The sequence below is a fragment of the Paracholeplasma morum genome (assembly GCF_016907055.1).
In the GTDB taxonomy this organism is placed as follows: Bacteria; Bacillota_I; Bacilli_A; order Acholeplasmatales; family UBA5453; genus Paracholeplasma; species Paracholeplasma morum.
The window spans coordinates 160178-183924 of record NZ_JAFBBG010000001.1 but is presented as its reverse complement, the minus strand read 5'-3'; the positions used below and the strand labels follow the sequence as shown (position 1 = coordinate 183924).

Annotated in this window: 22 protein-coding genes; 20 read left to right on the top strand and 2 right to left on the bottom strand. The window is 34.7% G+C overall.

Annotated features, from left to right (window positions below):
• Window positions 1-66 precede the first annotated feature (66 nt).
• The 8 genes from prfA (at window position 67) to JN09_RS00805 (ending at window position 7303) form a co-directional block, all read left to right on the top strand.
• Window positions 67-1140 (top strand): peptide chain release factor 1, encoded by a 1074-nt coding sequence (prfA, locus tag JN09_RS00840; RefSeq protein ID WP_204431906.1) that lies wholly within the window; start codon window positions 67-69, stop codon window positions 1138-1140.
• On the top strand, window positions 1130-1975 hold the full coding sequence (gene prmC, locus JN09_RS00835) for a peptide chain release factor N(5)-glutamine methyltransferase (RefSeq protein WP_204431905.1): 846 nt from the start codon (window positions 1130-1132) through the stop codon (window positions 1973-1975). Before prfA ends, prmC begins: the two co-directional genes overlap by 11 nt.
• Before the next feature lie 2 nt (window positions 1976-1977).
• The gene (locus tag JN09_RS00830) at window positions 1978-2583 is read left to right on the top strand and encodes an L-threonylcarbamoyladenylate synthase (RefSeq protein ID WP_204431904.1); all 606 of its coding nucleotides are present in this window, start codon (window positions 1978-1980) and stop codon (window positions 2581-2583) included.
• An 84-nt stretch (window positions 2584-2667) separates the two neighbouring features.
• Entirely contained in the window at window positions 2668-3909 is a 1242-nt protein-coding gene (locus JN09_RS00825) for a lysophospholipid acyltransferase family protein (protein WP_204431903.1), read from the top strand.
• Window positions 3910-4090: 181 nt separating this feature from the next.
• Complete coding sequence (gene typA / locus JN09_RS00820) at window positions 4091-5902, top strand: translational GTPase TypA (protein ID WP_204431902.1); 1812 nt, start codon at window positions 4091-4093, stop codon at window positions 5900-5902.
• A 101-nt stretch (window positions 5903-6003) separates the two neighbouring features.
• The gene (rpiB, locus tag JN09_RS00815; protein ID WP_204431901.1) at window positions 6004-6450 is read left to right on the top strand and encodes a ribose 5-phosphate isomerase B; all 447 of its coding nucleotides are present in this window, start codon (window positions 6004-6006) and stop codon (window positions 6448-6450) included.
• The gene (gene upp, locus JN09_RS00810) at window positions 6443-7069 is read left to right on the top strand and encodes a uracil phosphoribosyltransferase (protein WP_204431900.1); all 627 of its coding nucleotides are present in this window, start codon (window positions 6443-6445) and stop codon (window positions 7067-7069) included. Before rpiB ends, upp begins: the two co-directional genes overlap by 8 nt.
• A 30-nt stretch (window positions 7070-7099) precedes the next feature.
• Window positions 7100-7303: a DUF1146 family protein gene (locus JN09_RS00805; RefSeq protein ID WP_204431899.1), complete on the top strand. Its 204-nt coding sequence runs from the start codon at window positions 7100-7102 to the stop codon at window positions 7301-7303.
• On the opposite strand, the gene JN09_RS00800 is transcribed toward JN09_RS00805, so the two are convergent.
• A complete protein-coding gene (locus JN09_RS00800; protein ID WP_204431898.1) occupies window positions 7286-7888 on the bottom strand; it encodes an IMPACT family protein in 603 nt (200 codons plus the stop codon). The two genes, JN09_RS00805 and JN09_RS00800, sit on opposite strands and share 18 nt — an antisense overlap.
• Window positions 7889-7930: 42 nt before the next feature.
• Here JN09_RS00800 and JN09_RS00795 point away from each other — a divergent pair, with 42 nt between their 5' ends.
• From JN09_RS00795 to JN09_RS00770, 6 genes are all read left to right on the top strand, one after another.
• Complete coding sequence (locus tag JN09_RS00795; protein ID WP_204431897.1) at window positions 7931-9124, top strand: lysophospholipid acyltransferase family protein; 1194 nt, start codon at window positions 7931-7933, stop codon at window positions 9122-9124.
• Window positions 9108-10535: a sodium/glutamate symporter family protein gene (locus JN09_RS00790; protein ID WP_204431896.1), complete on the top strand. Its 1428-nt coding sequence runs from the start codon at window positions 9108-9110 to the stop codon at window positions 10533-10535. Before JN09_RS00795 ends, JN09_RS00790 begins: the two co-directional genes overlap by 17 nt.
• Window positions 10536-10652: 117 nt before the next feature.
• Window positions 10653-11993 carry a hemolysin family protein gene (locus JN09_RS00785; RefSeq protein WP_204431895.1) on the top strand — a complete coding sequence of 447 codons (1341 nt, stop codon included), beginning with the start codon at window positions 10653-10655 and terminating at the stop codon, window positions 11991-11993.
• 56 nt (window positions 11994-12049) lie between these two features.
• Window positions 12050-13213, top strand: a complete 1164-nt coding sequence (locus JN09_RS00780; protein WP_204431894.1) for a CCA tRNA nucleotidyltransferase — start codon at window positions 12050-12052, stop codon at window positions 13211-13213.
• The gene (gene pulA, locus JN09_RS00775; RefSeq protein ID WP_204431893.1) at window positions 13203-15284 is read left to right on the top strand and encodes a type I pullulanase; all 2082 of its coding nucleotides are present in this window, start codon (window positions 13203-13205) and stop codon (window positions 15282-15284) included. Before JN09_RS00780 ends, pulA begins: the two co-directional genes overlap by 11 nt.
• Before the next feature lies 1 nt (window position 15285).
• Window positions 15286-16185: an HD domain-containing protein gene (locus tag JN09_RS00770; RefSeq protein WP_204431892.1), complete on the top strand. Its 900-nt coding sequence runs from the start codon at window positions 15286-15288 to the stop codon at window positions 16183-16185.
• A 76-nt stretch (window positions 16186-16261) separates the two neighbouring features.
• Here the strand turns inward: JN09_RS00770 and JN09_RS00765 are convergent, their stop codons facing one another.
• Entirely contained in the window at window positions 16262-19099 is a 2838-nt protein-coding gene (locus JN09_RS00765) for a hypothetical protein (RefSeq protein WP_204431891.1), read from the bottom strand.
• Between the two features lie 163 nt (window positions 19100-19262).
• On the opposite strand from JN09_RS00765, the gene JN09_RS00760 reads away from it, so the two are divergent.
• The 6 genes from JN09_RS00760 (at window position 19263) to aroF (ending at window position 23746) form a co-directional block, all read left to right on the top strand.
• Window positions 19263-20045, top strand: coding sequence for an MBL fold metallo-hydrolase (locus JN09_RS00760; RefSeq protein WP_204431890.1), 783 nt, complete (start codon window positions 19263-19265; stop codon window positions 20043-20045).
• A complete protein-coding gene (gene rlmH, locus JN09_RS00755) occupies window positions 20042-20488 on the top strand; it encodes a 23S rRNA (pseudouridine(1915)-N(3))-methyltransferase RlmH (protein ID WP_204431889.1) in 447 nt (148 codons plus the stop codon). Before JN09_RS00760 ends, rlmH begins: the two co-directional genes overlap by 4 nt.
• Window positions 20485-21120, top strand: a complete 636-nt coding sequence (locus tag JN09_RS00750) for an HAD family hydrolase (protein ID WP_204431888.1) — start codon at window positions 20485-20487, stop codon at window positions 21118-21120. Before rlmH ends, JN09_RS00750 begins: the two co-directional genes overlap by 4 nt.
• 16 nt (window positions 21121-21136) lie before the next feature.
• Complete coding sequence (mscL, locus tag JN09_RS00745; RefSeq protein WP_204431887.1) at window positions 21137-21601, top strand: large conductance mechanosensitive channel protein MscL; 465 nt, start codon at window positions 21137-21139, stop codon at window positions 21599-21601.
• A gap of 26 nt (window positions 21602-21627) precedes the next feature.
• Window positions 21628-22515, top strand: a complete 888-nt coding sequence (locus JN09_RS00740) for a hypothetical protein (protein ID WP_204431886.1) — start codon at window positions 21628-21630, stop codon at window positions 22513-22515.
• A 211-nt stretch (window positions 22516-22726) separates the two neighbouring features.
• Window positions 22727-23746: a 3-deoxy-7-phosphoheptulonate synthase gene (aroF, locus tag JN09_RS00735; RefSeq protein ID WP_204431885.1), complete on the top strand. Its 1020-nt coding sequence runs from the start codon at window positions 22727-22729 to the stop codon at window positions 23744-23746.
• Window position 23747 lies beyond the last annotated feature (1 nt).

Below are 23747 nucleotides of genomic sequence, written 5' to 3'. Positions count from 1 at the left end.
AGAAATAAGATAATAGAATTATCTAAGGTTTTGTGATATGATAAAAAAGGCTTAGGAGTGAATAATATGTTTGAAAGACTCGATTTAATCGTAAAACGATATGAAGAATTAAACCAATTGCTTATGGATCCACAAGTTTCATCAGATATTAAGAAGATGACACAACTTTTGAAAGAACAAAGACAATTGGAACGCACAGTAGAAGTTTACAAACTCTACTTATCTAAAATTGAACAGGAAGAATCTTTGAATTTATTGTTAGAAGATTCAGACAAGGAAATCCAAGAAATGGCATCTTTAGAATTAGAAGGTTTGCCTGAAGAAATAGAAAAACTATTGGAAGACTTAAAAATACTATTGTTACCAAAAGACCCTAATGATGATAAGAACGTAATTGTGGAAATCAAAGGGGCAGCTGGCGGAGATGAAGGAAACCTCTTTGCAGGAGACCTTTATAGAATGTATTCGAAATATGCAGAAATGAACGGATGGAAAATCGAAATACTTAACGCTATGGAAGGTTCGATGGGCGGCTTTGCTGCACTAGAATTCATGGTTAGTGGTGAAAACGTTTATTCATTCTTAAAGTATGAATCTGGTGTTCACCGTGTTCAACGTGTTCCAGAAACTGAATCACAAGGCCGTATTCATACCTCAACAGCAACCGTGTTAGTTATGCCTGAAGCGGAAGAAGTCGAAATTGAAATCAGTTGGAATGACATTCGTTTTGATACATACAACTCCAGTGGACCTGGTGGACAATCTGTTAATACCACTAAATCAGCGGTTAGATTAACTCATATTCCAACCAATACCGTTGTTGCCTGCCAAGAAGGTAAGAGCCAACACGAAAACAAAGATAAAGCATTTAGACTACTTAAAACTAGAATCTATGACAAAATCTTACAAGAACAAAATGAGAAAGAATCCTCTCAAAGACGTTCATTGGTTGGTAGAGGAGACCGTTCAGAAAAGATTAGAACTTATAACTACCCTCAAAATAGAATCACCGACCACCGCATTAATTTAACTTTACAACGTTTAGATGCTGTTATGGAAGGCAGACTGGAATTGGTGTTAGAACCACTTCTTAATGAATTCCAAAGAAGACAATTAGTCGGAGAAAAACATGACGTATAAGACACTATTAAGACATGCTGAAAAAGAAATTGAGAAGAGCGGCTTAGAACTAGAAGTAGCTAAGTTCTTATTAATGCATTTCTCAAATAAAACAGCTGCACAGTTCTATCTAGATTTTGAATCAGAAGTAGATTCGAAAATTGAGGCAAGTTTTCTTAAAGCACTTGAGGATTATACAAAGCGTTTTGTCCCTATGCAACACATCATGGGATATCAAACGTTCTATGGATATGACTTTATTGTAAATAACGACGTTTTAATCCCAAGAAGAGAAACAGAAGAATTGGTTGAAAATGTTTTATACTTCTATGATGATTACTTTAAAGGACAACAAGTAGATGTGGTTGACATTGGGACAGGATCAGGATGTATCGCAGTCACCCTTTCTAAAGAAGAAGACAAAATGACTGTTTATGCAAGTGATATTTCCGATAAAGCACTCGAAGTAGCTAAAAAGAATAATGAGAAGTTAGGTGGGAATGTTAGTTTTAGACAAGGTGACTTGCTAAAGCCTTTTCAAGGCATGAAGTTTGACATTATCGTCTCCAATCCACCTTATATTCCAAGTAGTGAAGATGTAGAAAAAATTGTATTGTTGCATGAACCAAATATTGCTTTGTTTGGTGGGGATACAGGTCTTATTTTCTACGAACGTATATTAAAAGATGCCTTAAATTACTTAAAACCAAATGGATTAATTGCATTTGAACATGCTTATGATAAAAATGAAGAAATTAAAGCACTGGTTAATCACTACATATCGGGTGCCAAAATCACTCAGATAAAAGACTTATCTGGTAAGGATAGAATGACATTTATTAAAGTAGGTGAATGATAATGATGGTCGATGAATACTCACTTGAAGAAGGTTTCATGACGGATGGCTCTGTGGTTATTTTCCCAACCGATACGGTATATGGGTTTGCCTCAAGACTATACGATAATGAAGCATTGGTCAAAATCCGCGCCCTAAAGAATGAGAGCAGTAATCATTATTTTGCAGTATTATGTGATACATTGGTATCAGTCAATGACCTAGCAATTATCGATGAACGCGCCAAGCGCCTTATGATGGCTTTCTGGCCAGGAGCATTAACCATCATACTTAAGAGCTCAAGATCTCATTATGAGAAAACTGGCGAAGAGGTTATTGGTGTTAGAATTCCAAATCATAATGCCGCTCTTAGACTTATCAAACAAAACGGACCACTAGTAACAACCTCTATTAGTTTAGATCGACTAACCCCAATGATGGATATTGAAGAAATCAATAAGACTTATCAGGATAAAGTAGACTTCATATACGAAGACTATGAGGACTATAATCTAAACATGCTTTCTACTACTGTGGATCTGACTGAAGAAAAGATTAAGTATTTAAGGGTAGGTTCAATTACTCAGTCTCAAATAGAAGCGATTTTAGCACCAGATTTTCAAATATAAAGACTTCAAAAAGGAATGGAAAAAGCTCTATTCTTTTTTTGTTTTTCTTTGTGGTATAATACGATTAATTAAGGGGATGAGTAAATGAAAAAACCGGACTTAACTCCGTTTGACATGGCAAAAAAGCCAGTTAGGGAAAAACGTATCTTAATGCCTCTCGCGTGGGCTTTATCATATCCAACTGTTTGGAAGAGAAAACTAACCATCAATAAAATCAATATGGAAGGGTTAAAACCACCCTATATTTTACTGTGTACACATCATGCATTTTTAGATTTCAAAGTTACAACTGCCGCAACCTTTCCTACTAGACTTAATTTTATCGTTGCAATCGATGGTTTTTTATTTGGAGAAACCTTATTGCGTAGTGTGGGTGCTATCTGTAAAAGGAAGTTTACCAACGACATCAAGTTATATAAACACATCAAGTATGTTTTAGATGACTTAAAAGGGGTTGTTGCAATCTATCCTGAAGCTAGATACTCAATTGTGGGTACTAACGCCATATTGCCTGATTCATTAGGCAAATTAGTAAGAAGCTTAGGTTATCCAGTAGTGGTATTAAACATGCACGGAAATTATTTAAGTCAACCACAATGGAACCTTAAACTGAAGACGCATCATAACCTTACTGCAGATATGACTCAAATTATTACAAAAGAGGATATCGAATCCATAAGCGTTAATGAAATCAATCAAAGAATTAATCAAGCCTTTGTTTACGATGAATACAAATATCAATTAGATAATAAGATTGAAATTAAAGATAAGAATCGTATGCAAGGGATTGATAGTGTATTGTATCAATGTCCTGCATGCAAGAAAGAACATGTGATGACTTCAAGTTTGAACAAAATCACTTGTGATGCTTGTGGCAAAACTTACCTACAAGATACCTATGGAAGACTTAAAGCTACAACCGGAGAAACCAAGTTTGAACATATCCCAGATTGGTATGAGTTCGAAAGACAAGAAGTCCGAAAACAAATCGATAACGGGACATACTATTTTGAAGATGAAGTGTATGTAGAAAGCCTTCCAAATGCCAAAGGATTCCATAAACTCGGCAAGATGAAACTCATTCATGACTTAAATGGGTTTAGACTTACTGGTACGGTTAACAATGAACCATTTGAACTCATAAAAGAACCACTTTCTATGTATGGATTACATATAGAATACAACTATAAAGGTAAAGGGGATTGTATTGATTTATCGACTAATGACAATACATACTACATCTATCCTATTAATCAAAAGAAAGTTGTTACAAAACTTCATTTTGCCGTCGAAGAGTTATACAAGATCAAAAAGCAATCTATTTAAGTAATTGTTTATCTAAACACTTAACCTCTCTGGGTTATAACGCACAATAAAGCGTTGTAATACGAGGTTTTTTCTTTGCTTTCCTTATAAAAACGCTTTTTTTCTATAATTAAGTTAAAAAAAATATCAGACTTTATAGAGTGTGCTATAATGTAAAAGGCTTTTAGAAAGAAGTGAGAATATGGAAATAAGAAATGTCGCAATCATTGCCCATGTCGATCATGGTAAAACGACGCTTGTAGATGAATTATTAAAGCAATCAGAAAAGAGAAACGCCCACGAACAAATCGTGGAACGTGCAATGGACTCAAACGATATTGAACGCGAAAGAGGTATTACAATCCTTGCTAAAAATACCGCAATTGAGTATAAAGGTTACAGAATCAATATTTTAGATACCCCAGGTCACGCTGACTTTGGTGGTGAAGTAGAAAGAATCATGAAAATGGTTGACGCCGTTTTATTAGTTGTTGATGCCTATGAAGGTGCGATGCCACAAACTCGCTTCGTTTTGAAGAAAGCACTAGAAGCTAATGTAAAACCTATTGTTGTTATTAACAAAGTTGACAGACAATTCGCAAGACCGCTTGAATCCGTTAATGAGGTGTTTGATTTATTCGTTGAACTAAGTGCCAACGATGAACAACTAGACTTCCCAATCGTCTATGCATCAGGTATTAGAGGACTATCATCCTTTAATCACGAATTTACAGATGCGAAAGACATGAAACCTCTATTAGAAACCATTATAAAGCATTGTCCAAAACCTAATCAAGATAAAGATTCAAGACTGCAATTTCAACCAGCACTGTTAGACTATAACGATTATGTTGGAAGAATTGGGATTGGTAAAATCAATAGAGGGACCATTAAAGTTAACCAACAAGTATCATGCGTTAGACTTGATGGAACCATCAAACCATTTAGAATACAAAAACTGTTTTCTTTCATTGGTTTAAACCGTGTAGAAGTTGAAGAAGCTTATGCAGGAGATATTGTTGCAATCGCAGGGTTAACTGACATTAACGTTGGTGAAACTGTGTGTGAAGTTGGGTTCGAAGAAGCACTTCCAATCCTACACATTGATGAACCCACTGTTCAAATGACGTTTGGAACAAACACCAGCCCATTTGCAGGTAAAGAAGGTAAATTTGTTACTGCTTCAAAAATCGAAGAAAGATTATTTAAAGAAATCCAAAAAGACGTTTCACTTAAAGTGGAAAGACTTGGTGGAAAAGAAGAATGGATCGTATCTGGAAGAGGCGAACTCCATTTAGGTATTCTAATTGAAAATATGAGAAGAGAAGGATTTGAGTTCCAAGTTTCTAGACCACAAGTTATCATTCAAACGATAAATGGTGTGCCTCATGAACCATATGAGTTCGTACAAGTAGACTGTCCAAACGAAGTGGTTGGAACCGTTATTGAAATGCTTGGTAGCCGTAAAGGCATTATGAATAACATGCATAACCATGTTAATCAATCAAGATTAACATATACGATGCCTTCAAGAGGATTAATAGGATTCATGACGGATTTCATGACAGCAACTAAAGGTTATGGAATCATTTCGCACTCTTACTTAGAATATAGACCTATCGAACACGTAGAGGTTGGTTCAAGACAAACTGGTGCGCTCGTTTCCCTTCTTGAAGGTATGACAACGGCTTATGCGATTGGTCGTCTTGAAGACCGTGGAACGATGTTTGTTGAACCACGTGTTAACGTTTATGAAGGCATGATTATAGGTGAGGCAAATAAAGAGTTTGATTTAGCTGTTAACGTGACTCAAGAAAAACAATTAACCAATATGAGATCCTCTTCAAAGGATTCGACTGTTGTTTTAAAGAAAGCTAGAGAGTTATCCCTAGAAGCATGTTTAGAATTCATCAATGACGATGAATTAGTTGAGATTACGCCAAAAAACATTCGTCTAAGAAAACGTATCTTAAAAACAAACGAACGTAAAAAATCAGATAAATACACAATATAGTATGAACACCAAAGCATTTTTAGCCTTGGTGTTTTCTTTTTGTGTATAAGATATGAAAAAATGTTATACTAATACTGATAAAACTTAAAAGGAGAATGTATATGATAGCAATTGGCAGTGACCATGGCGGTTATACACTAAAACAAGCTTTAATTGAGTATTTTAATGAAAAAGGCTATGCCTATAAAGATTTTGGGACCAATGGAGAAGCGTCCGTTGATTATCCAGATTACGGCATCACAGTTGGAGAAGCAGTCGTAAAAGGCGGTTTCGAGTTTGGGATTGTGATTTGTGGCACAGGCATTGGGATTAGCATATCTGCTAACAAAGTTAAAGGTGTTAGATGTGCTCTAGTTTATGATGTTCACACAGCTACACTAGCAAGACAACACAATAATGCAAACGTAATCGCTTTAGGTGGTAGAACAACCCCTGTCGATAAAGCCATTGAAATGGTAGAAGCATTTAAAAATGAAGTATTTGAATCTCGCCATCAAAATAGACTAGATAAAATGTCTAAATACGAAAGTGAGCATTCTTGTGAGTAAAGTGGTTGTTGTAAACCACCCATTAATTGATCACAAGATGGCGAAAATACGTGATAAACAGACAGAAACAAAACAGTTCCGTGAAACCGTATCTGAAATCGGAATGCTAATCACTTATGAAATTACTCGAGACTTTGAAACGGTTCCAAAAGAAGTAGAAACTCCTATTCAAAAAACCATTTGTAATGTTCTTAAGAAACCAGTTGTGATTGTCCCAATATTACGTGCTGGACTCGGCATGGTTGAAGGCATTCATAATATCATTCCAAACGCTCGTATTGGACATGTTGGCGTATATCGTGATGAAGAAACGCTCGAACCACATGAGTACTTTGCGAAGTTTCCGGTAGATATGAACATCTCAACGGTTCTAATCGTAGATCCTATGTTAGCAACAGGTGGTTCAGCATCAGCTTCAATCACAATGGTAAAAAAACGTGGTGCAACCGACATAAGATTCGTTGGTCTTGTAGGCTGTCCAGAAGGCGTTAAGAAACTCCAGGCGGATCATCCTGACGTAGATATATATCTAGCTGCAATGGATGAAAAACTTAATGAAAAAGGATACATCATTCCAGGACTAGGTGACTGCGGAGATCGTCTCTTTGGTACAAAATAAAAAAATGCGTTAAACGCATTTGGAGGACTTATGAATAATCAAATCTATTTAATTGCCTTGTTGCTTAGTGCAGTTTGGATGATTGAAATCTTGAAAGCCTCTAATTTTGAGAAGGCTTTTAAGCAAAATAAAGTCTGGCAAATCAAGTCGTTTTATGTGGTCATCGCATTAGTTGGCGCGCATTTGATTGCCTCGTTTATTGAAAGAGTATTTGAACTATTCCAACTTAACTGATACAATAACTTCACCCATATCGAAAACGTCGATTTGATGGTATTTGTCTTTTATATCTGAGACATCAACCCCATTTAAGACTACGATTAGGGTGATGTTTTCTTTAAAGGATTGTTCTACTATTTCCATGTTATCTTTAAAATGGTGCATAAACCCATCATATAAAGGATAAGATAGATTAAGTTCTAGTTTTTTTCTCAGTTCTTTTTTGAAAAATACTGCCTGTTCAAGCGCTTTGGATGTACTGTTAGAATAGGCTCTGATTAATCCCCCCGCACCGAGTTTAACACCGCCAAAATAACGTGTTACCACACAAAGGCAATCCGTTAACTCATGGTGCTTTAAAACCTCTAAAATAGGCACTCCAGCCGTTTTAGAAGGTTCTCCATCATCGCTTGCTTTCACTTCTTTACCCTCATTTAAAATGTAGGCATAACAATTGTGATTGGCATCACGATGAGTTTTTCTGGTCTCACTTAAAATGGCTAAGACATCCTCAAGTGACTTAACCGGATATATATTTGTAATAAAACGTGACTTATCAATGATTAACTCATTTTGAATAGGGAACTGGATATATTTCATAGTATCACCTCATTCATTATATCAAACAATTGGAGGAAACCAATGAAAAAAAGATTTAGACATGTGCTCTTTTATACGTTATTTAGGCCACTTTTCCGGATTGGAATATGGATTAGATATCGTTATTGGGGTAAAAAATACCGAAACAAAGATGTCAAAGGTCCATACCTAATCCTAGGTAATCATACCATGAATGCCGACCCTTTCATGCTTGCCCTGAGTTTTAGAGAGCCAATCTACTTTGTGGCCTCTGATATGATATTCACAATTCCAGTACTTTCAAAAATCATTTCTTATCTCGTTCAGCCTATATCCAAATCTAAGTATAAGGCAGATACAGATACAGTAAAAAACATGATTAGAGTTTCGAAGTCTGGTGGTTCAATTGGGATTTTCCCAGAAGGGAACAGAACGTTTAGTGGAAAACCGATGACCATTCCTTTTTCTACTGCCAAGCTTGTTAAGCTATTAAAACTTCCGGTGCTTTTTTATCGAATCGAAGGCGGATATTTAACATCGCCTCGTTGGAGTAAGAAATATAGAAGAGGAAAAGTCAGAGGATACGTTCATCAAACATGGACTTATGAAGACTATAAAGATTTGTCTATCGATGAGATTTACAATCATATCGTTAGTGGGTTGGGTGTGAACGACTTTGATATGCAAAAAATCAATCCCCGTCCATTTAAAGGTAAAGATAAAGCTGAGTACATCGAAAGAGCCTTTTTCATATCTCCAGTAACTAAGAAGTTAGGAACCATTTACTCAGAAGGTGACTATGTTTATGACACAAGTTCAGCTTTAAAACTCAAGTACAACCACTATGGGTTGCTAGAAAACTTAGGTGGAACTCAGTACTTTGAAAGAACCACGGATTGGTATAATTTCCAATCGAAAGTAGTTGAAGAAGTGATCCATTCATCGGATGACAAGGTTCTTTCGGTAGATGTGGTTTCGCTATATGAATTAAAAGGACGAAAGAAGAAGTTATTGGGTGAAACCAGTTTAAGTTTGTATAAGGATCATTTTTCATATACGATGAATAACGAAACCATTATATGGAAGTATGACGATATTTATCCAGCTGTACAATACTCAAATACATTTATTTGTTATAATAAGACTAACGAACATACCATTTTTTTCACAGGAAATGAAAGGTTTTGTGCATTGAAATACGTTATGTTTGCGAAGGCATATCAGAAAGTGGTGTTGAATTATGATTCAGAATTATGAGTCCTCTTCTACATGGACAGCAATCCTCTATTTAGTTACATTAAGTATATTAATGTTGGTGGGTAATACCATCAGACGTAAAATTCCTATTTTTAGAAAATCATTATTACCAACAGCAGTTATTGCGGGGTTATTAGGATTAGTACTCAAGGAGTTACTTGTAAAACCGCTAGCGTCTAGAGATATCATACTCTCGATGGCCAACCTAGAACTATTTAACCAGTTTCTAAATTTAGTTACTTATCACACTTTAGCCATCGGGTTTATTGCGATGGGACTTAAGATCAATGAGAAGATTGAAATTAAGACAAATAAAGCACACAGTTACTATAATGGAATGGTTATAGTTTCAACTTACTTACTACAAGGAATTATCGGGATAGGTATCACTTTATTACTTGCCTATACGGTTTTACCTGTATTTAAAACAGGTCCAGGACTTGCTACCGGGTTACTATTGCCATTCGGTTATGGCCAAGGGCCAGGGCAAGCCAATAACTTTGGGTTAATTTATGAACTGTTTGATCCAAATGGTTTTCAAGGTGCTCAATCCTATGGGTTAGCAATGGCTTCAATGGGCTTCATTTGGGCTTCAATCGGTGGCGTATTCTATCTAAACCGTTTTAAGAAGATGAAGGTAACTGGTGAGGAACGCGTTTCTACACTTACATCGCTTCAAGAAATCGAAACACCTGATGAAATACCAGTTGCAGAATCAATGGATAAGATGACGGTTCAAATTGCCCTAATACTAGCTGTTTATGGTGCAACTTTACTAATGATGTTCGGTTTATCCAAACTGGTATCTTTAAATGATGGCATCTATAAAATGGTCAATCCACTTATTTGGGGATTTAACTTTATATTTGGTATGGTATTAGCGATTGTTGCGAAGAAATTATTTGTGTATTTAAGAAAAACCGGATTAATGACTCGTCAATACCCAAATAACTTTATGTTAAACCGTATTGCAGGGGTTGTATTTGATGTGATGGTTATTTCTTCAATATTAGCCATTAATGTAGAAGATTTATCCGGCAATATTTGGATTGCATTCCTACTCATCTCAACCGTAGGTGGTGTATTAACAATGATTTACTTACACTATTTGACTAAACGTATATATAAGGAATATGCTTTAGAAGCATTTGCTGGTATGTATGGGATGTTAACAGGTACTGCATCTTCGGGAATCGCTTTACTTAGAGAAGTGGATCCTTACTACAAAACGCCTGCAGCAACCGATTTAGTCACCGGTACAACTACCGCAATTCTATTCGGACTACCAATATTACTGATCGCAAGTTACGCACCTCAAGGGATTTTACAATCGCTCATTTCCTTTGCTGTGCTATCTGTTTTATTTATAGTATTTGTAATGTTCATGTATAAACAACATCCAAAAGCATGATTCTACCTAAAAAAAATGGTAAAATAATATCGAAAATAAACAAAAATTGTTTAAAACTTTGACTTTAATAGCCGAAAATGTTATAATCTTGCCAAAGATTGGAGAATTGAAAACTATATGGAACTGCCGCTGATAATCTTATTATTGGTTGTACTTATCTCTACAAACGCTTTTTTTGCCTTGTGCGAAACGGCGATTGTATCTGTGAATAAAAACAAATTAAAAACGATGTCTGAAGAAGGTAACGAGAAAGCCAAAAAAATCTTAGAACTGGATTTAGACTCAAAGAAAATCATTACTACCATTAAAGTGAGCACTACTTTATTGGGATTCTTTACGAGTGCTATTGCTGCGAGATACATCGTAGATGATTTTGGAAACTGGTTATCAAAACTAACTGGTTTAAATGTCAATGCTTCTGATATTATTGGATTTATTGTGTTTACAATCATTTTATCGATTGTTACCCTTTCTTTAGGTGAACTAGTTCCTTCAAGAATCGCTTCGAGACATCCAGAAACCACAGCATTTAGAACCTATAAAACCCTTTTAGTTGCGATGGCTATTTTATCACCGATTGTTTGGATAAGCACTGCAATCACAAATCTTTTCTTAAGATTGTTCGGGATAAATCCTAAAGAACGCGCTGAAGCAGTATCAGAAGAACAAATTATTTCTATCATTGAATCATCGGCTGAGTTCGGTGGTATTAACGAAGAAGAATCAGAAATGATAAGCTCAATATTTGAGTTTAACGATATTACAGCACAAGAAATTATGACACCTCGTACCGAAGTGTTTATGATTGATATCAATGAGTTTTCACAAAGTACCATTGATCAAATGATTGAGGAAAACTACTCTCGTATTCCAGTATATAATGAATCACCAGATGATATCATCGGTATAATCTATATTAAAGACGTTTTTAGAGAAGCTAGAAGAGTTGGATTTGACAATATCGATTTAAGAAAAATTATTAACAAACCTTATTTTGTCCCTTCTCGTAAAAAGATCAATGCTTTATTCAGAGAACTGCAAGCCTCCAAAAATTATATGGGGATTTTAGTGGATGAATATGGTGGATTTCAAGGAATTGTTACAATCGAAGATTTAATTGAAGAAATTATGGGTGATATCTACGATGAGTATGATGAAGAAGAATCTGACATCAAAGAAATTGCGCCTAACCAATATTTAATTAACGGATTGATTTCCATCGAAGAAATCAACGAGTCCTTGAATCTTGATATTAAAGAAGATGATGAATACGAAACGATTGCTGGCTTTGTCTTGTCACACATTGGGTATATTCCAAATGAACAAGATGACATCATTCTAAATTTTGATAAATATTCAATCAAAGTAGAGAAAATGGATGAAAAGAGAATCGATCAAGTATTACTTACAATCCACTCTGTGGAAACGGTTGAAGAAACAAATGAACAGTCTGAATAAGACTGTTTTTTTTCTATTTACGACCATATTATGATATAATATGAAAGGTGATATTAATGGCAACTATTAAAGATGCAATGTATGTTTTAAGAGCTTTGAAGAAATCAGGATATGAGGCTTTTTTTGTCGGTGGATGTGTAAGAGACTATTTGATGAAAAAAGATAGCAATGATATCGATATAACAACTAACGCGAAACCTCATGAAGTAATGAAGGTTTTTAAGAAAGCAAAACCAACTGGCATTCAATACGGAACAGTAAGCATTCCAAACGAAAACTATAGTATAGAAATTACTACTTATCGTAAAGATGGCGTATACATAGACAATAGACATCCTGAAACTGTAGAAGAAGTTTTAACAGTTGAAGAAGATGTTAAAAGAAGAGATTTTACCATCAATGGTTTGGTCATGAATGATGCCATGCAAATATTCGACCATGTTGGTGGAAAAGACGATATAAAGAATAAAATGATTAGAGCCATTGGCGAACCGACTGAACGTTTTAATGAAGATGCTTTACGTATCTTACGTGCAGTTTACTTCCAAGCGAAATTCGGTTTCCAAATAGAGAAGAACACAAGAACAGCTATGGAAGAGCAAAAAGAGTTGATTCATAATTTGGCTAAAGAACGTGTGCTAAATGAAACACTCAAAATCTTAAAAGAAAAAGAACAACTGAAGGCACTTAAAACCCTAGATACAACCGGTATATCAAGGATACTTCCGGGGTTAGATAAAGGGATTAAATATATTGTAGAAACTCAAAAAGAACCGCTTTTCATCGATACATTCTTCGCATTATGTTTTACATTAAACGGAAGCGTTCCTTCTGAATGGAAATTCTCTAATGTTGCTAAGAACAAATACGAGAAAACTGTACACCTTGTCAACATGAGAAGACCTTTAACCGATGTGGATTTATTCACATATGGCCTAGAAATCTGTCTTCTAGCTAATAAGGTTTCATTCCTTTTGAATTATACACCCTTTCAAAAACAAGCCTTGGAAAAGCGTTTTGAAACATTACCAATTAAGAGTTCTCTAGACTTGAAGTTTAGAGCAAATGATCTCATTCAACTTCTAAATAAAAAACAAGGGGCATGGGTATCTAAGTATATTGATGAACTCACTATTTTAGTGTTGGAACAAAAAATTGAGAATACATATGATTCGATTAAAGCGTATGTTTTAAAGAAAGAGGCAAACCATGAAAAGTGATTTCTTTTCTTATTTAGACGGGTTCAATTTAATTAGTATCTTAGTACCAAAGAGATTAGATAATGACCACAAAAAATTCATTTTGGTTAATGAATCCCAAACCATCACATTAACCATTTTAACTAAGGAATTAATTGGACAAGAAGTAAAATACTCTTGTTCAATCAATGATAACATATACCTAAATCAAAACTACATGATATTTGATGAAGCGAAAAATCAATCGTTTTTAAGAACTGGTAGTATTGTTAGAACTGAACTATTCGATATGATGTATGACTATGATGAAGATGATCTTGGGATTACTTACACAGAAATAAGCACAACTTTCAAATTGTGGAGTCCTGTAGCTAAAGAAATTGAGCTTGAGCTAATTGACTTAAAAGGGATCAAACAATTTATTGATTTAAAATACCAAGAACGTGGTGTATGGGCTTTAACGGTCTTTGGAAACTTAGATGGATATAAGTACCGTTACCGTGTTAGAGTTAATGAAACATTTAATGTTACAACTGATCCTTACGCGATTGCGTCTGACGCAAACGGTGAATATAACTTTGTTGTCGATACTAACAAGTTCTATTCATTTAAAAACACTAAGCCAGAGTTCTCTGGCAGAAAAGTAGATGCGATTATCTATGAAGTATCAGTAAGGGACTATACCATTTCAAGCACCTCTAAAGCTTTGAATAAGGGGCTTTATGAAGGTATGCATGAAGATCTAGCAAACGAAGGTATTAACCATATTAAAGACCTTGGAATTACGCATGTGCAATTAATGCCAGTTTATGATTTTGAAGGCACTGATGAAGTAGAAAAAGACTTAGAGTATAACTGGGGATATAATCCAAGTCAATATAATGTACCTGAAGGATGGTATTCAAAAGCACCAGAAGATGCTTACGCAAGAATCAATGAACTGAGAAAACTTGTCGATGAATATCATGGTGCAGGGTTAAGAGTAAACATGGATGTGGTGTATAATCACGTTTATGACATGGGGACTTTCCCATTTGAAAAGATTGTTCCAGGGTATTTTTACCGATTTGATTCTAAAGGTATTAGAACGGAAGTTTCAGGTTGTGGGAATGATATCGCAAGTGAACGTCCAATGATGCAACGCTTTATTCTAAACTCAATTAAATGGTGGATGAATACTTACCATATTGATGGGTTTAGATTTGATTTGATGGGACTTTTAGACATCGAAACGATGAATAAAGTAGATGCATTAGTCAAATCCATTGATCCAAGTGCATTTGTTTATGGTGAAGGTTGGATTATGGCTAATACGTTACCTGATACAAAGAGAAGTCACATGGGAAACCAACAATTTATGCCTTATATTGCGCATTTTAATGATGCCTTTAGAGAACAAATAAAAGGTGGAACATTTAGCTCTAGTTTGGGATTTGCCCTTGGTGGAAAAGTCTCTAATGCAGATTTATTCTACTTATTTACAGGAAGCGCTGTAGACCAATACCGTTTCTTTAATCCAAATCAATCGATCAACTATATCGAATGTCATGATAACCACACGTTCTATGATCGCGCTAAGGTACTACTAAAAAATCCGAGCGAAAAAGAGATTAAGGACTATGCTAGATTAGGATTAGCTTTTGTGATTTTATCTCAAGGTGTTCCATTTATTCATGCAGGTCAAGAATTCTTAAGATCCAAAAATGGAGTTGAAAACTCATATAAATCACCAGATTCTATTAACCAAGTCGACTGGACGTTAAGAGAAAAACATATCGACTTAGTCGAATCTGTAAAAGATTTAATCAACATTAGAAAAGACTATAAACTATTTAGATTACGTCAAGTTACTGACATTAAACAGTCAATAAGAATTGTTGAACAATCGGTTCAAACAACCACAGTTCAATTTGTTTTAACCGGCTTTAATCAAACGATCAAAGTATTCTTCAAGAACTCATATATAGACGAACTACTCCCGGTTGGAGACCATTATCAATGTATATTTGATGGGAAACAAAGAGTATCTGAGAAAGTTAATCATTACCTAGTAAACACGCCTGGTGTTTATCTATTCGTGAAGGAGGCATAATATGGAATTTAATGCAAAAGTAGAAACCATGAATGTGGGAGTAGAATTTCAAAATATTAATGTCTTACTTAAAGATGGTGAAAAGAAAAACCTTAAGCTTGATCAAGATCAACTTAAGCGTCTTGAACTAGGGAAAACTTACCATTTTACCGTGGAAACTTATACTCATAATGAAAAAGAACAACTTAAAGTGGTTGATTTTGTAGGAATATTTGAACACATTAAAGACCCTATTTTACTTAAGTTGGAACTGGCATCGTTTTATGAATATGCCCCAATTGATATGAAAGTATTGAAAGACTCTATTCAAGGTTTTCTAGACCAATTAGAAAACGAAACGATCAAAAAAATTACCAAAGGCGTCTATCAAGAATATGAGAACAGCTTTTACATGTATCCGGCTGCAGTAAGATTTCATCATGCATATATCGGTGGATTAGCCTATCATACTAAAACAATGATCGATATTGCGATGCGTTTTAAGGAAATTTATCCATACTTAAACAAAGACTTATTAATTGCTGGTATCCTGTTACATGACATCTGTAAAGTAGATGAACTAAATGGATTTGAAGGTGGAGAATACACCCTAGAAGGCCAGTTAGTAGGTCACTTAGTATTAGGAGCAATGAAGATAAAAGAAATGGCTCGTAAACTTGATTTAGTTGATAAGGAAGAAGTGTTAATGTTAACGCATATCTTACTATCTCATCATGGTTTACCAAACTTTGGTGCGGCTAAGAAACCAATGACGCCTGAAGCAATTTTAATTTGGTATATCGATACGATCGATTCCAAATTCACTGTTCTTGGAGAAGAATTAGCGAAAACAGATGCAGGTGATTTTACTCAATCGATTCCTGTATTAGATAAATCAAGAGTATATAAACACAAATTCTAGACCAATTCATTTTGGTCTTTTTTTAACTTCTAAATGCGACTATAAAAAAAACCCGTCAAGCTGACGGGTTTAATTATTATGCAAATAATGTCCACCAATTGCCATATACTTCGTTGAATGATTCATTTTCGAAGTCGTATGAGAAGAATTGGTCTTGGTTAATTTCAACTAGTCTTGCTGCTTTTGCGTTATTGTCTGCATTAGCAAAGTTATAGTTTGTTGTACCTAATAATTTGTAGAGTAAGTGTAATTGAGTATTTTCACCTACATATTTTGTGTAAACTGGAGCGAAGTATGATGTAATTGTTGTCTTAACCTTTGATGGTAAGTTTTGAACACCATATTCATCTTTGATTTCATTGATGTAGATTCTAGCTTGATCAACAGATATAGCATCATTTGCGTTATGAGCATTTAAGAAATATTCGTTACCATCTTTGTCTTCATATTTAATATGTTCGTAGATGTAATACTCATCAGTGGATTCTTTCTTAGTGTCATCAGCTGCAGTGAATTTAGCTGAAGTGGATACTTGACCACCAGTTGCTAAAATTAAGTGCCATCCGAATGAAGATTCTAATAATGAATCATAATTTGTTGGTCTAACGTCAAGTTCTTGAGATGGGAATTTGTTATCTGCGTCATAGAACTCTTCTTTAACTCTTGTATATACTTCAACTGCTCTATCATAGAACTTTTGGTCAAGTGGTTGTTTAGAACCAAGTGTGTTTGTACTATTTGTGATAGCATTTAGTGGTTCAAACATGATGTTTAAACCAGCAGCTTTGTATTTAGCCCAACGGCATTCTGGAGTTACGTCAAGTGGAGCAACTGTGCATGACTCTGGTACAAGTCTTCCTGCAGTCTTGAATTCATCAACGATTGCTGATAAACCAGTAGAGAACGAGGAATAAGTAGTAGCTCTGTCATAGATAACTTGCATTAATTCAGTTACTAGTGCTTTAGTTTCATCTTGTTTTGCAACAGATAATTCTTCGAAGAAATCTTTTGGATCATCCGGATTTTCATCTTCATCCATATCAACGAAAATTAGTAAATGAGAAGCTGCTAATGAGAAGTATTGGTCTTGTAGTTTGTTTGCAACACCTACAAGTTTTGAATATACGTCTGTTCCGAAGTGTTTTTCGAAGTCTGCTAAGTAAGCTTCTTCTAAGGCACTTGCAACAAATACATTTTCAATAGCTTCATCGATTGATTCAGCACGGAATGCTAACATTAAGAAATTCTTTCTACCAATTTCTGCTGGATATCCAGAGCTTGCATAGTAGTTTTGTCCAAATTGTTTAATGATGTTTTCGATGTTTGTCTTGAATTCTTTACGCTTGTCAGCTGTAATCGTTTCTGTGTATTCAGAAGCTTTTAGAATTTCTTTGATTGCTAAGTCGATTGCTACAGATACACCCAATTTCTTTTCTAGTTCTTCATAGAACTTACGAACAGTAATGGATTGGTCTCCGTATTTTACAACAACATCTTTACTTGATTTAGAAGCAAGTTTTACAGTGCTTAAACTTTGAGATAGATATAATTCAACTAATTCATCATAAATTACGATGTTTTGTTCTTTAAGTCTTTCAGTAGATTTAGCTGTAATATAACTCTTAGTTAATTTAGCTTCCATAACCTTGTTATAGATTTCTTGTGCTTTTTCAGTTAATTCGTTAGTTTCTGTATAAACGATTAACTTCTTATCAGCATCCATCCAAGTCTTAACTTGGTCGTCATGGCCTTTAAGTTTAAATACTAAATGGTAGTAATTATTTGTTTGTCTTGGGCTTGAAGTAAATCTTGTTTGACCTTCTTCAGTGCTTAATGTTTGGTATAAGTATGAACGTAAGCTTGTATTACTGAAATCTTCATACTTTTTAGTTAATACTTCAACATTGTCCAAATCAGCTAATAATGTTTCTACTGTGTAGTTTGTATCAATTGGATCACGGTAACTGTAGATGTAGTTATAGATTTCAATGAATTTCTTTAATGTTTCATCTTCAGTTAATGCGATGTCTGCTTGAGAAATTGGTGATCTAGCATCATTAATGCTGTATGCATTGTAGTAGTTTTGGTAATCTTTATCAGAAACTTTACCATCATTTTCGATACCAAGATCCGCCATTACAGTTAGCGCATATTTGTGTAGTTCATTATCAGGATTTAAAGCAGCTTTTCTTGGATCTGGTAATTGATACCATAAACCACGTAGTGCTTTAATGCTGAAATGACGCAATGTAGCGTTTGCTTCGTTAAGGTTTGCAAAACGAATTGTGATTGCGCTCATGTCATAGTCATTTTGAACGTTTGCTGCAAAGTAAGTTTGTAGGTCTTTATCTTTATCAATGAAACTAGTTGAATTCTTATCAACGATTTCTTTTTCTAAGATGGATTTAGCATAAAGCTTTTTCGCAACACTTAGTTTGTAATAGTCAAGAACCTTGCTACTGTGACTTTCAAAATCGACCGCATTAATATCTTCTTTTGTAATATTAATACCCACTAAATAGAAGGAATCAATGAATGATAACACTTTTTGAGTTATCACATTAGCATCTAATTTTTTTAGTGTATCTAAGTCAGTAATGCCAAAGATTGCTTCGTTAGCTAGTTTCACTAAGTCTTCCTTGTATGTTGAAAGGTTGCTTTCGATTGTAGCTAATTCGTCTTTATATAGTTCTTTTTCAATCATTTCAATTAAAATAGATGAACTACTTAAACGCATTTCTTCGTATAATTCTTTTTCTGTGATGCTGTAACCTTCCCCACTTAAATAGACAGTGTCCTTAAGGTCTCCATAAGGGGTTTTTAATGATTTGTCGCCGCATGCAGCGAGTGTTAGTGCACCTGTTACTAATAATGTTAGGGCAGCTAACTTCTTGATGAGATTAGTTTTGTTCACTTTTTTCACTCCTTGAATTTTAATCACAAGCACTAATAATATAACATACATATAGGGCCTTTGCAATCGTTTTTATTGGTTTTCACAATCTCACACAAAAGGCTTAATATACAATATTATTGGTTATAAAAGGGGTTCATGTTAAAATAGGTTTGGTGATATTTTGAAACTATACTCTATTGCAAGTGGTTCATCAGGAAATGCAACCTATCTTGAACACGAAAACGTAAAAATATTAATTGATGCAGGTGTAACCTTTAAACGTATTAGTGATGCTTTTTTAGCTAAAGGTTTAAACATTAAAGACGTGACACATGTGCTTTTAACACACGAACATATTGACCATGTTAGAGGAATCAATGTGCTTTTTAAAACACTCAATGTGCCATTATATACCTCAAAAGGGACCATTGAAGCGATGAAGTTTCTTAACCATGATACAATTAGAGACCATCTAAGAATGATTGAAGCATATTCGCCTTTTAATCTTGGCAGTATTAAGGTGACACCTTTGCCGTTATCACACGATGCGATTGAACCTTTGGGATTTATCTTTGAAACAAAGACTGAGAAAATCGGCTATATTACAGATACAGGTTATATCCGTGAATCCAATATCGAACCGCTCAAAAATTGTGATCTTTACTATTTTGAGTCGAATCATGATCCAGTATTGCTTAAACAGTCTAATCGACCTTATTATACGATTCATAGAATTCTAACTGAAAAAGGTCATTTGTCTAATGAAGACTCTGCCTATTATTTGTCACAGCTAGTAGGCCCTAAAACAAAGACGATTATTATGGCACATATTTCTAGCGAATGTAATACGAAAGAAAAAATCCACAAAACATATGAAGATGTCTTTATGGCACATCAATTAGATATTAATAATTATAAAGTCTATTTTGCTTCTCAAGAACCTTTGGAGGTAATTGAACTATGAAAATCACTGTAATCGGCGTTGGAAAAATCAAACAGAATTATTTGTTACAAGCTATGCAAGACTATATTAAACAAATGCCTTATCCGTTTGAAATGATCGAAGTTCAAGATGAAAAGCATAAAGAAGGTATGGTCATTGAAGAGAAAAGAATTTTAGAGAAGGTTAAAGATCAAGATTACTGCATCGGATTAGCGATTAAAGGTGACGCTCTATCTAGTGAAGCCTTTGCTCAAAAATTCGATCATATTATGACTTATCAACAAAAAGATATTACTTTTATCATTGGTGGGTCTTATGGATTTACTAAAGCAGTTGAAGATAGATGTCAGTATTTACTTAGTTTCTCAAAGATGACATTTCCACACCAATTAATGCGCGTTATCTTAGTAGAACAAATCTATCGCGCATTTCAAATATTGAAAGGACACCCTTATCACAAATGAAAAAGTACGTAATATGGGATTTTAACGGAACCATTTTAGATGATTTAGAGCTTTGTCTAGATTTATTGAATCAGATGTTAGCCCAACAATATAAACAACCGATAACGGTCGAAAACTATAAAGATATCTTCGGATTTCCAATCAAAGACTATTATCAAGAAGCAGGCATTTCATTTGAGAATATCTCATTTGATGCACTGTCTAATTGGTTTATTGAGTTATATCAACCTTTAAGTTTAAAAGAATCATTGCATAAAGATGTGATAGAGACCCTCAGTTACATAAAGTCACACGACATGAAAAATGTTTTATTGTCGGCATCTCAAACCGATAACTTGAAAGAACAAATTAAACATTTCAAGATTGAAAAGTACTTTGACTACGTGATTGGAACAGATAATGTCAAAGCAGTTGGTAAAGTTGAACGTGGTATTTCGTTTATGAACGACAACCAAATTAACAAAGATGAAGTCATCTATATTGGGGATACGATACACGATTATGAGGTTGCCAAGGCAATGGGAGTTGAAGTCGTTTTATTTGATGGAGGCCACCAAAGCAATAAGCGTTTAAATGCACTAAATGTGGATGTTATTCAAAGAATAAGTGATATAATTAAGTATATAAGTTAGTGAAAGGGGCAGTAATATGAAACTTCTTAGTGGATTTAAGGCTTTTATTAGTAGAGGTAACATTCTTGATTTAGCTATTGGGGTCATTATGGGTGGTGCTTTCGGTAAGATTGTGTCTTCAATGATTAATGACATTATTTTCCCTTTAATCGCTGCACTTGCTGGCGAAGCAGATTTCAAAGACTTGGTTTGGAACATTAGACAAATTGGTGTTAATGCAGACAACCAACCAATTTACGCATCTATGCGTTATGGTAACTTCATTCAAGTAACTTTTGAATTTTTAATTATCGCACTATTTATATATGTATTTATTGTCCAATTGGTTAAAGGACAAGCTAGAAAAGAACGCAAACTTCTTGAAGAAAAACAACGCCAAGAAGAACTTGAAAAAGCAAATCCAAAACCAGTGGTTGTACCAGAAGACATTCAACTACTTCAAGAAATTAGAGATTTATTAAAAAAAGAAAGCACTAAATAGTGCTTTTTAACTGTTAGGAGACAAAGATGATCGATTTTGATGCAATAAAGAATAAATTATATAATCAGGCTAGAGACTTAGAAGTTGCCATCTTCAACTATCACTTTATGGGAGATTCTAATGAGAATGCCATTATCTCATTGTCTTTATTTCAAAATGAAGATGGTGGGTTTCATGGGGTTGAACCAGACTTAACGAATCCCAACTCATCCCCTTTTCAAACGTCTGTTGCCCTTGAAGTATTGACTGATCTCGGTGTTAACGCCTCCAACTTAGATGAGTTTTCATCCCCGATGGTTGAAGAAGCTTTAAAGTATCTAGATCAAACCTTATTAAATGATCGCTGGCCAATTACGATTGAATCCAATAATGATTTTCCTTGTGCAGTTTGGTGGAAACATCCGAAAGAAACGACGCCTTATAATCCAACTGCTTCAATCTTGGCTTCGATATTGATTTTAACGCCCAAGAAAAGAGCTCTTTATAACAAAGCGTTCAATATCGCCAATAACCTTATAGAAGGATTTATGAATAACCCAACTAGTGAAAAACACGATCTAATTTGTATCGCTTATCTTTATCAAGTCATGAAAGACTTAGGGAACTACGAAACATTCAAAGACGTCCTATTTAATCAAATTAGAAACTCAATTACACCGGTAACCATGTGGGAAGGCTATGCTACCACGCCAATAGATTATCCACTAGAACCTTCAAACTATGGAATGGATATCGATTTAGTCAAAGCATCACTGGATTATCTAAAAAAGACTTTCAAAGGAAGTTATTGGGATATTACCTGGACATGGATGAATGACGATGAAGGGTTTGATGTTCAATCATTCAAATGGCATGGTATCGTTGCGATTAAGAATTTACGTTTTATTAAAGCATACGAAAGGTGTTGTAATTAAGGCTTTTCTATGATAATATTTTTAAAAAGAAGGCTTGATTAACAATGCTAAGTATCAGAAGAAGTATTTCCTATTACTATTATTATCTAGATTAAAGGAATGTAGTGCATTCCTTTTTATGCTGAATATAATAGGAAATGTACTAAATGATAACACACTATCCTTAGGACATTCCTAAGGATTTTTCTTTTTTACCCAGGAGGATATAACAATGATTGTACAAATGAAACCACAAGCAACAAGAACCGAATTTGATCGAATAACTGCATTTTTAATCCAAAAAGGTTTTGAGATAAAGGATGTCTCTTCTCAAAACATCATGGTTTTTGGGATTATTGGGGACACAAAGAGTCTAAATGCAACCGATTTAGAAGCCTTTGAAGGGGTATCTCAAGTCACGAGAGTATCTACACCTTATAAACTGGCATCTAGATCATTCAAGAAAACAGACTCAATCATCAAAATAAGAAATGGCCTGGAAATAGGTGGAGATAAATTTATAGTGATGGCTGGACCTTGTTCAGTAGAGTCCTATGAGAATACTTATGAAATTGCAAAACGTGCTAAAGCAAGTGGTGCAACCGTTTTAAGAGGTGGCGCATTTAAACCTAGAACAAGCCCTTATGCATTTCAAGGAATGGGAGTTGAAGGGCTAGAAATATTAAGAAAAGTCGCAGATGAGTTTGATATGGCAGTTGTATCGGAGATTATGAGTGAAGATATGATTGAGGCGTTTGAACCTTATGTCGATATTTATCAAATTGGGGCGCGTAATATGCAAAACTTTCATCTATTAAAACAAATAGGTGCGAGAACTCAAAAACCAATATTGCTAAAAAGAGGGTTATCATCAACCATTGAAGAATGGTTAATGAGCGCAGAATACATTATGGCAAGTGGGAACCCTAATGTTATTCTATGTGAAAGAGGCATACGTACATTTGAGAAGTATACTCGTAACACACTAGACATCAGTGCCGTTCTTGCGATTCAAGAGTTGTCTCATTTACCTGTCGTAATTGATCCTTCACATGCTGCTGGAAAATACTCAATGATTGAAAAGCTTTCTATGGCAAGTTTGGCTGTAGGTGCGGATGGAATCATCGTTGAAATACACCCTGATCCAGAACATGCCCTAAGTGACGGAGCTCAATCCTTAAAACTTGACAAGTTTGATCACATGATGGATTCTCTAAAAAAACTTGCCGAAGTGTTAGATAAAGAGATATAGT

Bases quoted from the DNA above. Each gene is read 5' to 3' on its own strand.
- prfA (WP_204431906.1), top strand. From the start codon at position 67: ATGTTTGAAAGACTCGATTTAATCGTAAAACGATATGAAGAATTAAAC.
- prmC (WP_204431905.1), top strand. From the start codon at position 1,130: ATGACGTATAAGACACTATTAAGACATGCTGAAAAAGAAATTGAGAAG.
- JN09_RS00830 (WP_204431904.1), top strand. From the start codon at position 1,978: ATGATGGTCGATGAATACTCACTTGAAGAAGGTTTCATGACGGATGGC.
- JN09_RS00825 (WP_204431903.1), top strand. From the start codon at position 2,668: ATGAAAAAACCGGACTTAACTCCGTTTGACATGGCAAAAAAGCCAGTT.
- typA (WP_204431902.1), top strand. From the start codon at position 4,091: ATGGAAATAAGAAATGTCGCAATCATTGCCCATGTCGATCATGGTAAA.
- rpiB (WP_204431901.1), top strand. From the start codon at position 6,004: ATGATAGCAATTGGCAGTGACCATGGCGGTTATACACTAAAACAAGCT.
- JN09_RS00805 (WP_204431899.1), top strand. From the start codon at position 7,100: ATGAATAATCAAATCTATTTAATTGCCTTGTTGCTTAGTGCAGTTTGG.
- JN09_RS00800 (WP_204431898.1), bottom strand. From the start codon at position 7,888: ATGAAATATATCCAGTTCCCTATTCAAAATGAGTTAATCATTGATAAG.
- JN09_RS00795 (WP_204431897.1), top strand. From the start codon at position 7,931: ATGAAAAAAAGATTTAGACATGTGCTCTTTTATACGTTATTTAGGCCA.
- JN09_RS00790 (WP_204431896.1), top strand. From the start codon at position 9,108: ATGATTCAGAATTATGAGTCCTCTTCTACATGGACAGCAATCCTCTAT.
- JN09_RS00785 (WP_204431895.1), top strand. From the start codon at position 10,653: ATGGAACTGCCGCTGATAATCTTATTATTGGTTGTACTTATCTCTACA.
- JN09_RS00780 (WP_204431894.1), top strand. From the start codon at position 12,050: ATGGCAACTATTAAAGATGCAATGTATGTTTTAAGAGCTTTGAAGAAA.
- pulA (WP_204431893.1), top strand. From the start codon at position 13,203: ATGAAAAGTGATTTCTTTTCTTATTTAGACGGGTTCAATTTAATTAGT.
- JN09_RS00770 (WP_204431892.1), top strand. From the start codon at position 15,286: ATGGAATTTAATGCAAAAGTAGAAACCATGAATGTGGGAGTAGAATTT.
- rlmH (WP_204431889.1), top strand. From the start codon at position 20,042: ATGAAAATCACTGTAATCGGCGTTGGAAAAATCAAACAGAATTATTTG.
- JN09_RS00750 (WP_204431888.1), top strand. From the start codon at position 20,485: ATGAAAAAGTACGTAATATGGGATTTTAACGGAACCATTTTAGATGAT.
- mscL (WP_204431887.1), top strand. From the start codon at position 21,137: ATGAAACTTCTTAGTGGATTTAAGGCTTTTATTAGTAGAGGTAACATT.
- JN09_RS00740 (WP_204431886.1), top strand. From the start codon at position 21,628: ATGATCGATTTTGATGCAATAAAGAATAAATTATATAATCAGGCTAGA.
- aroF (WP_204431885.1), top strand. From the start codon at position 22,727: ATGATTGTACAAATGAAACCACAAGCAACAAGAACCGAATTTGATCGA.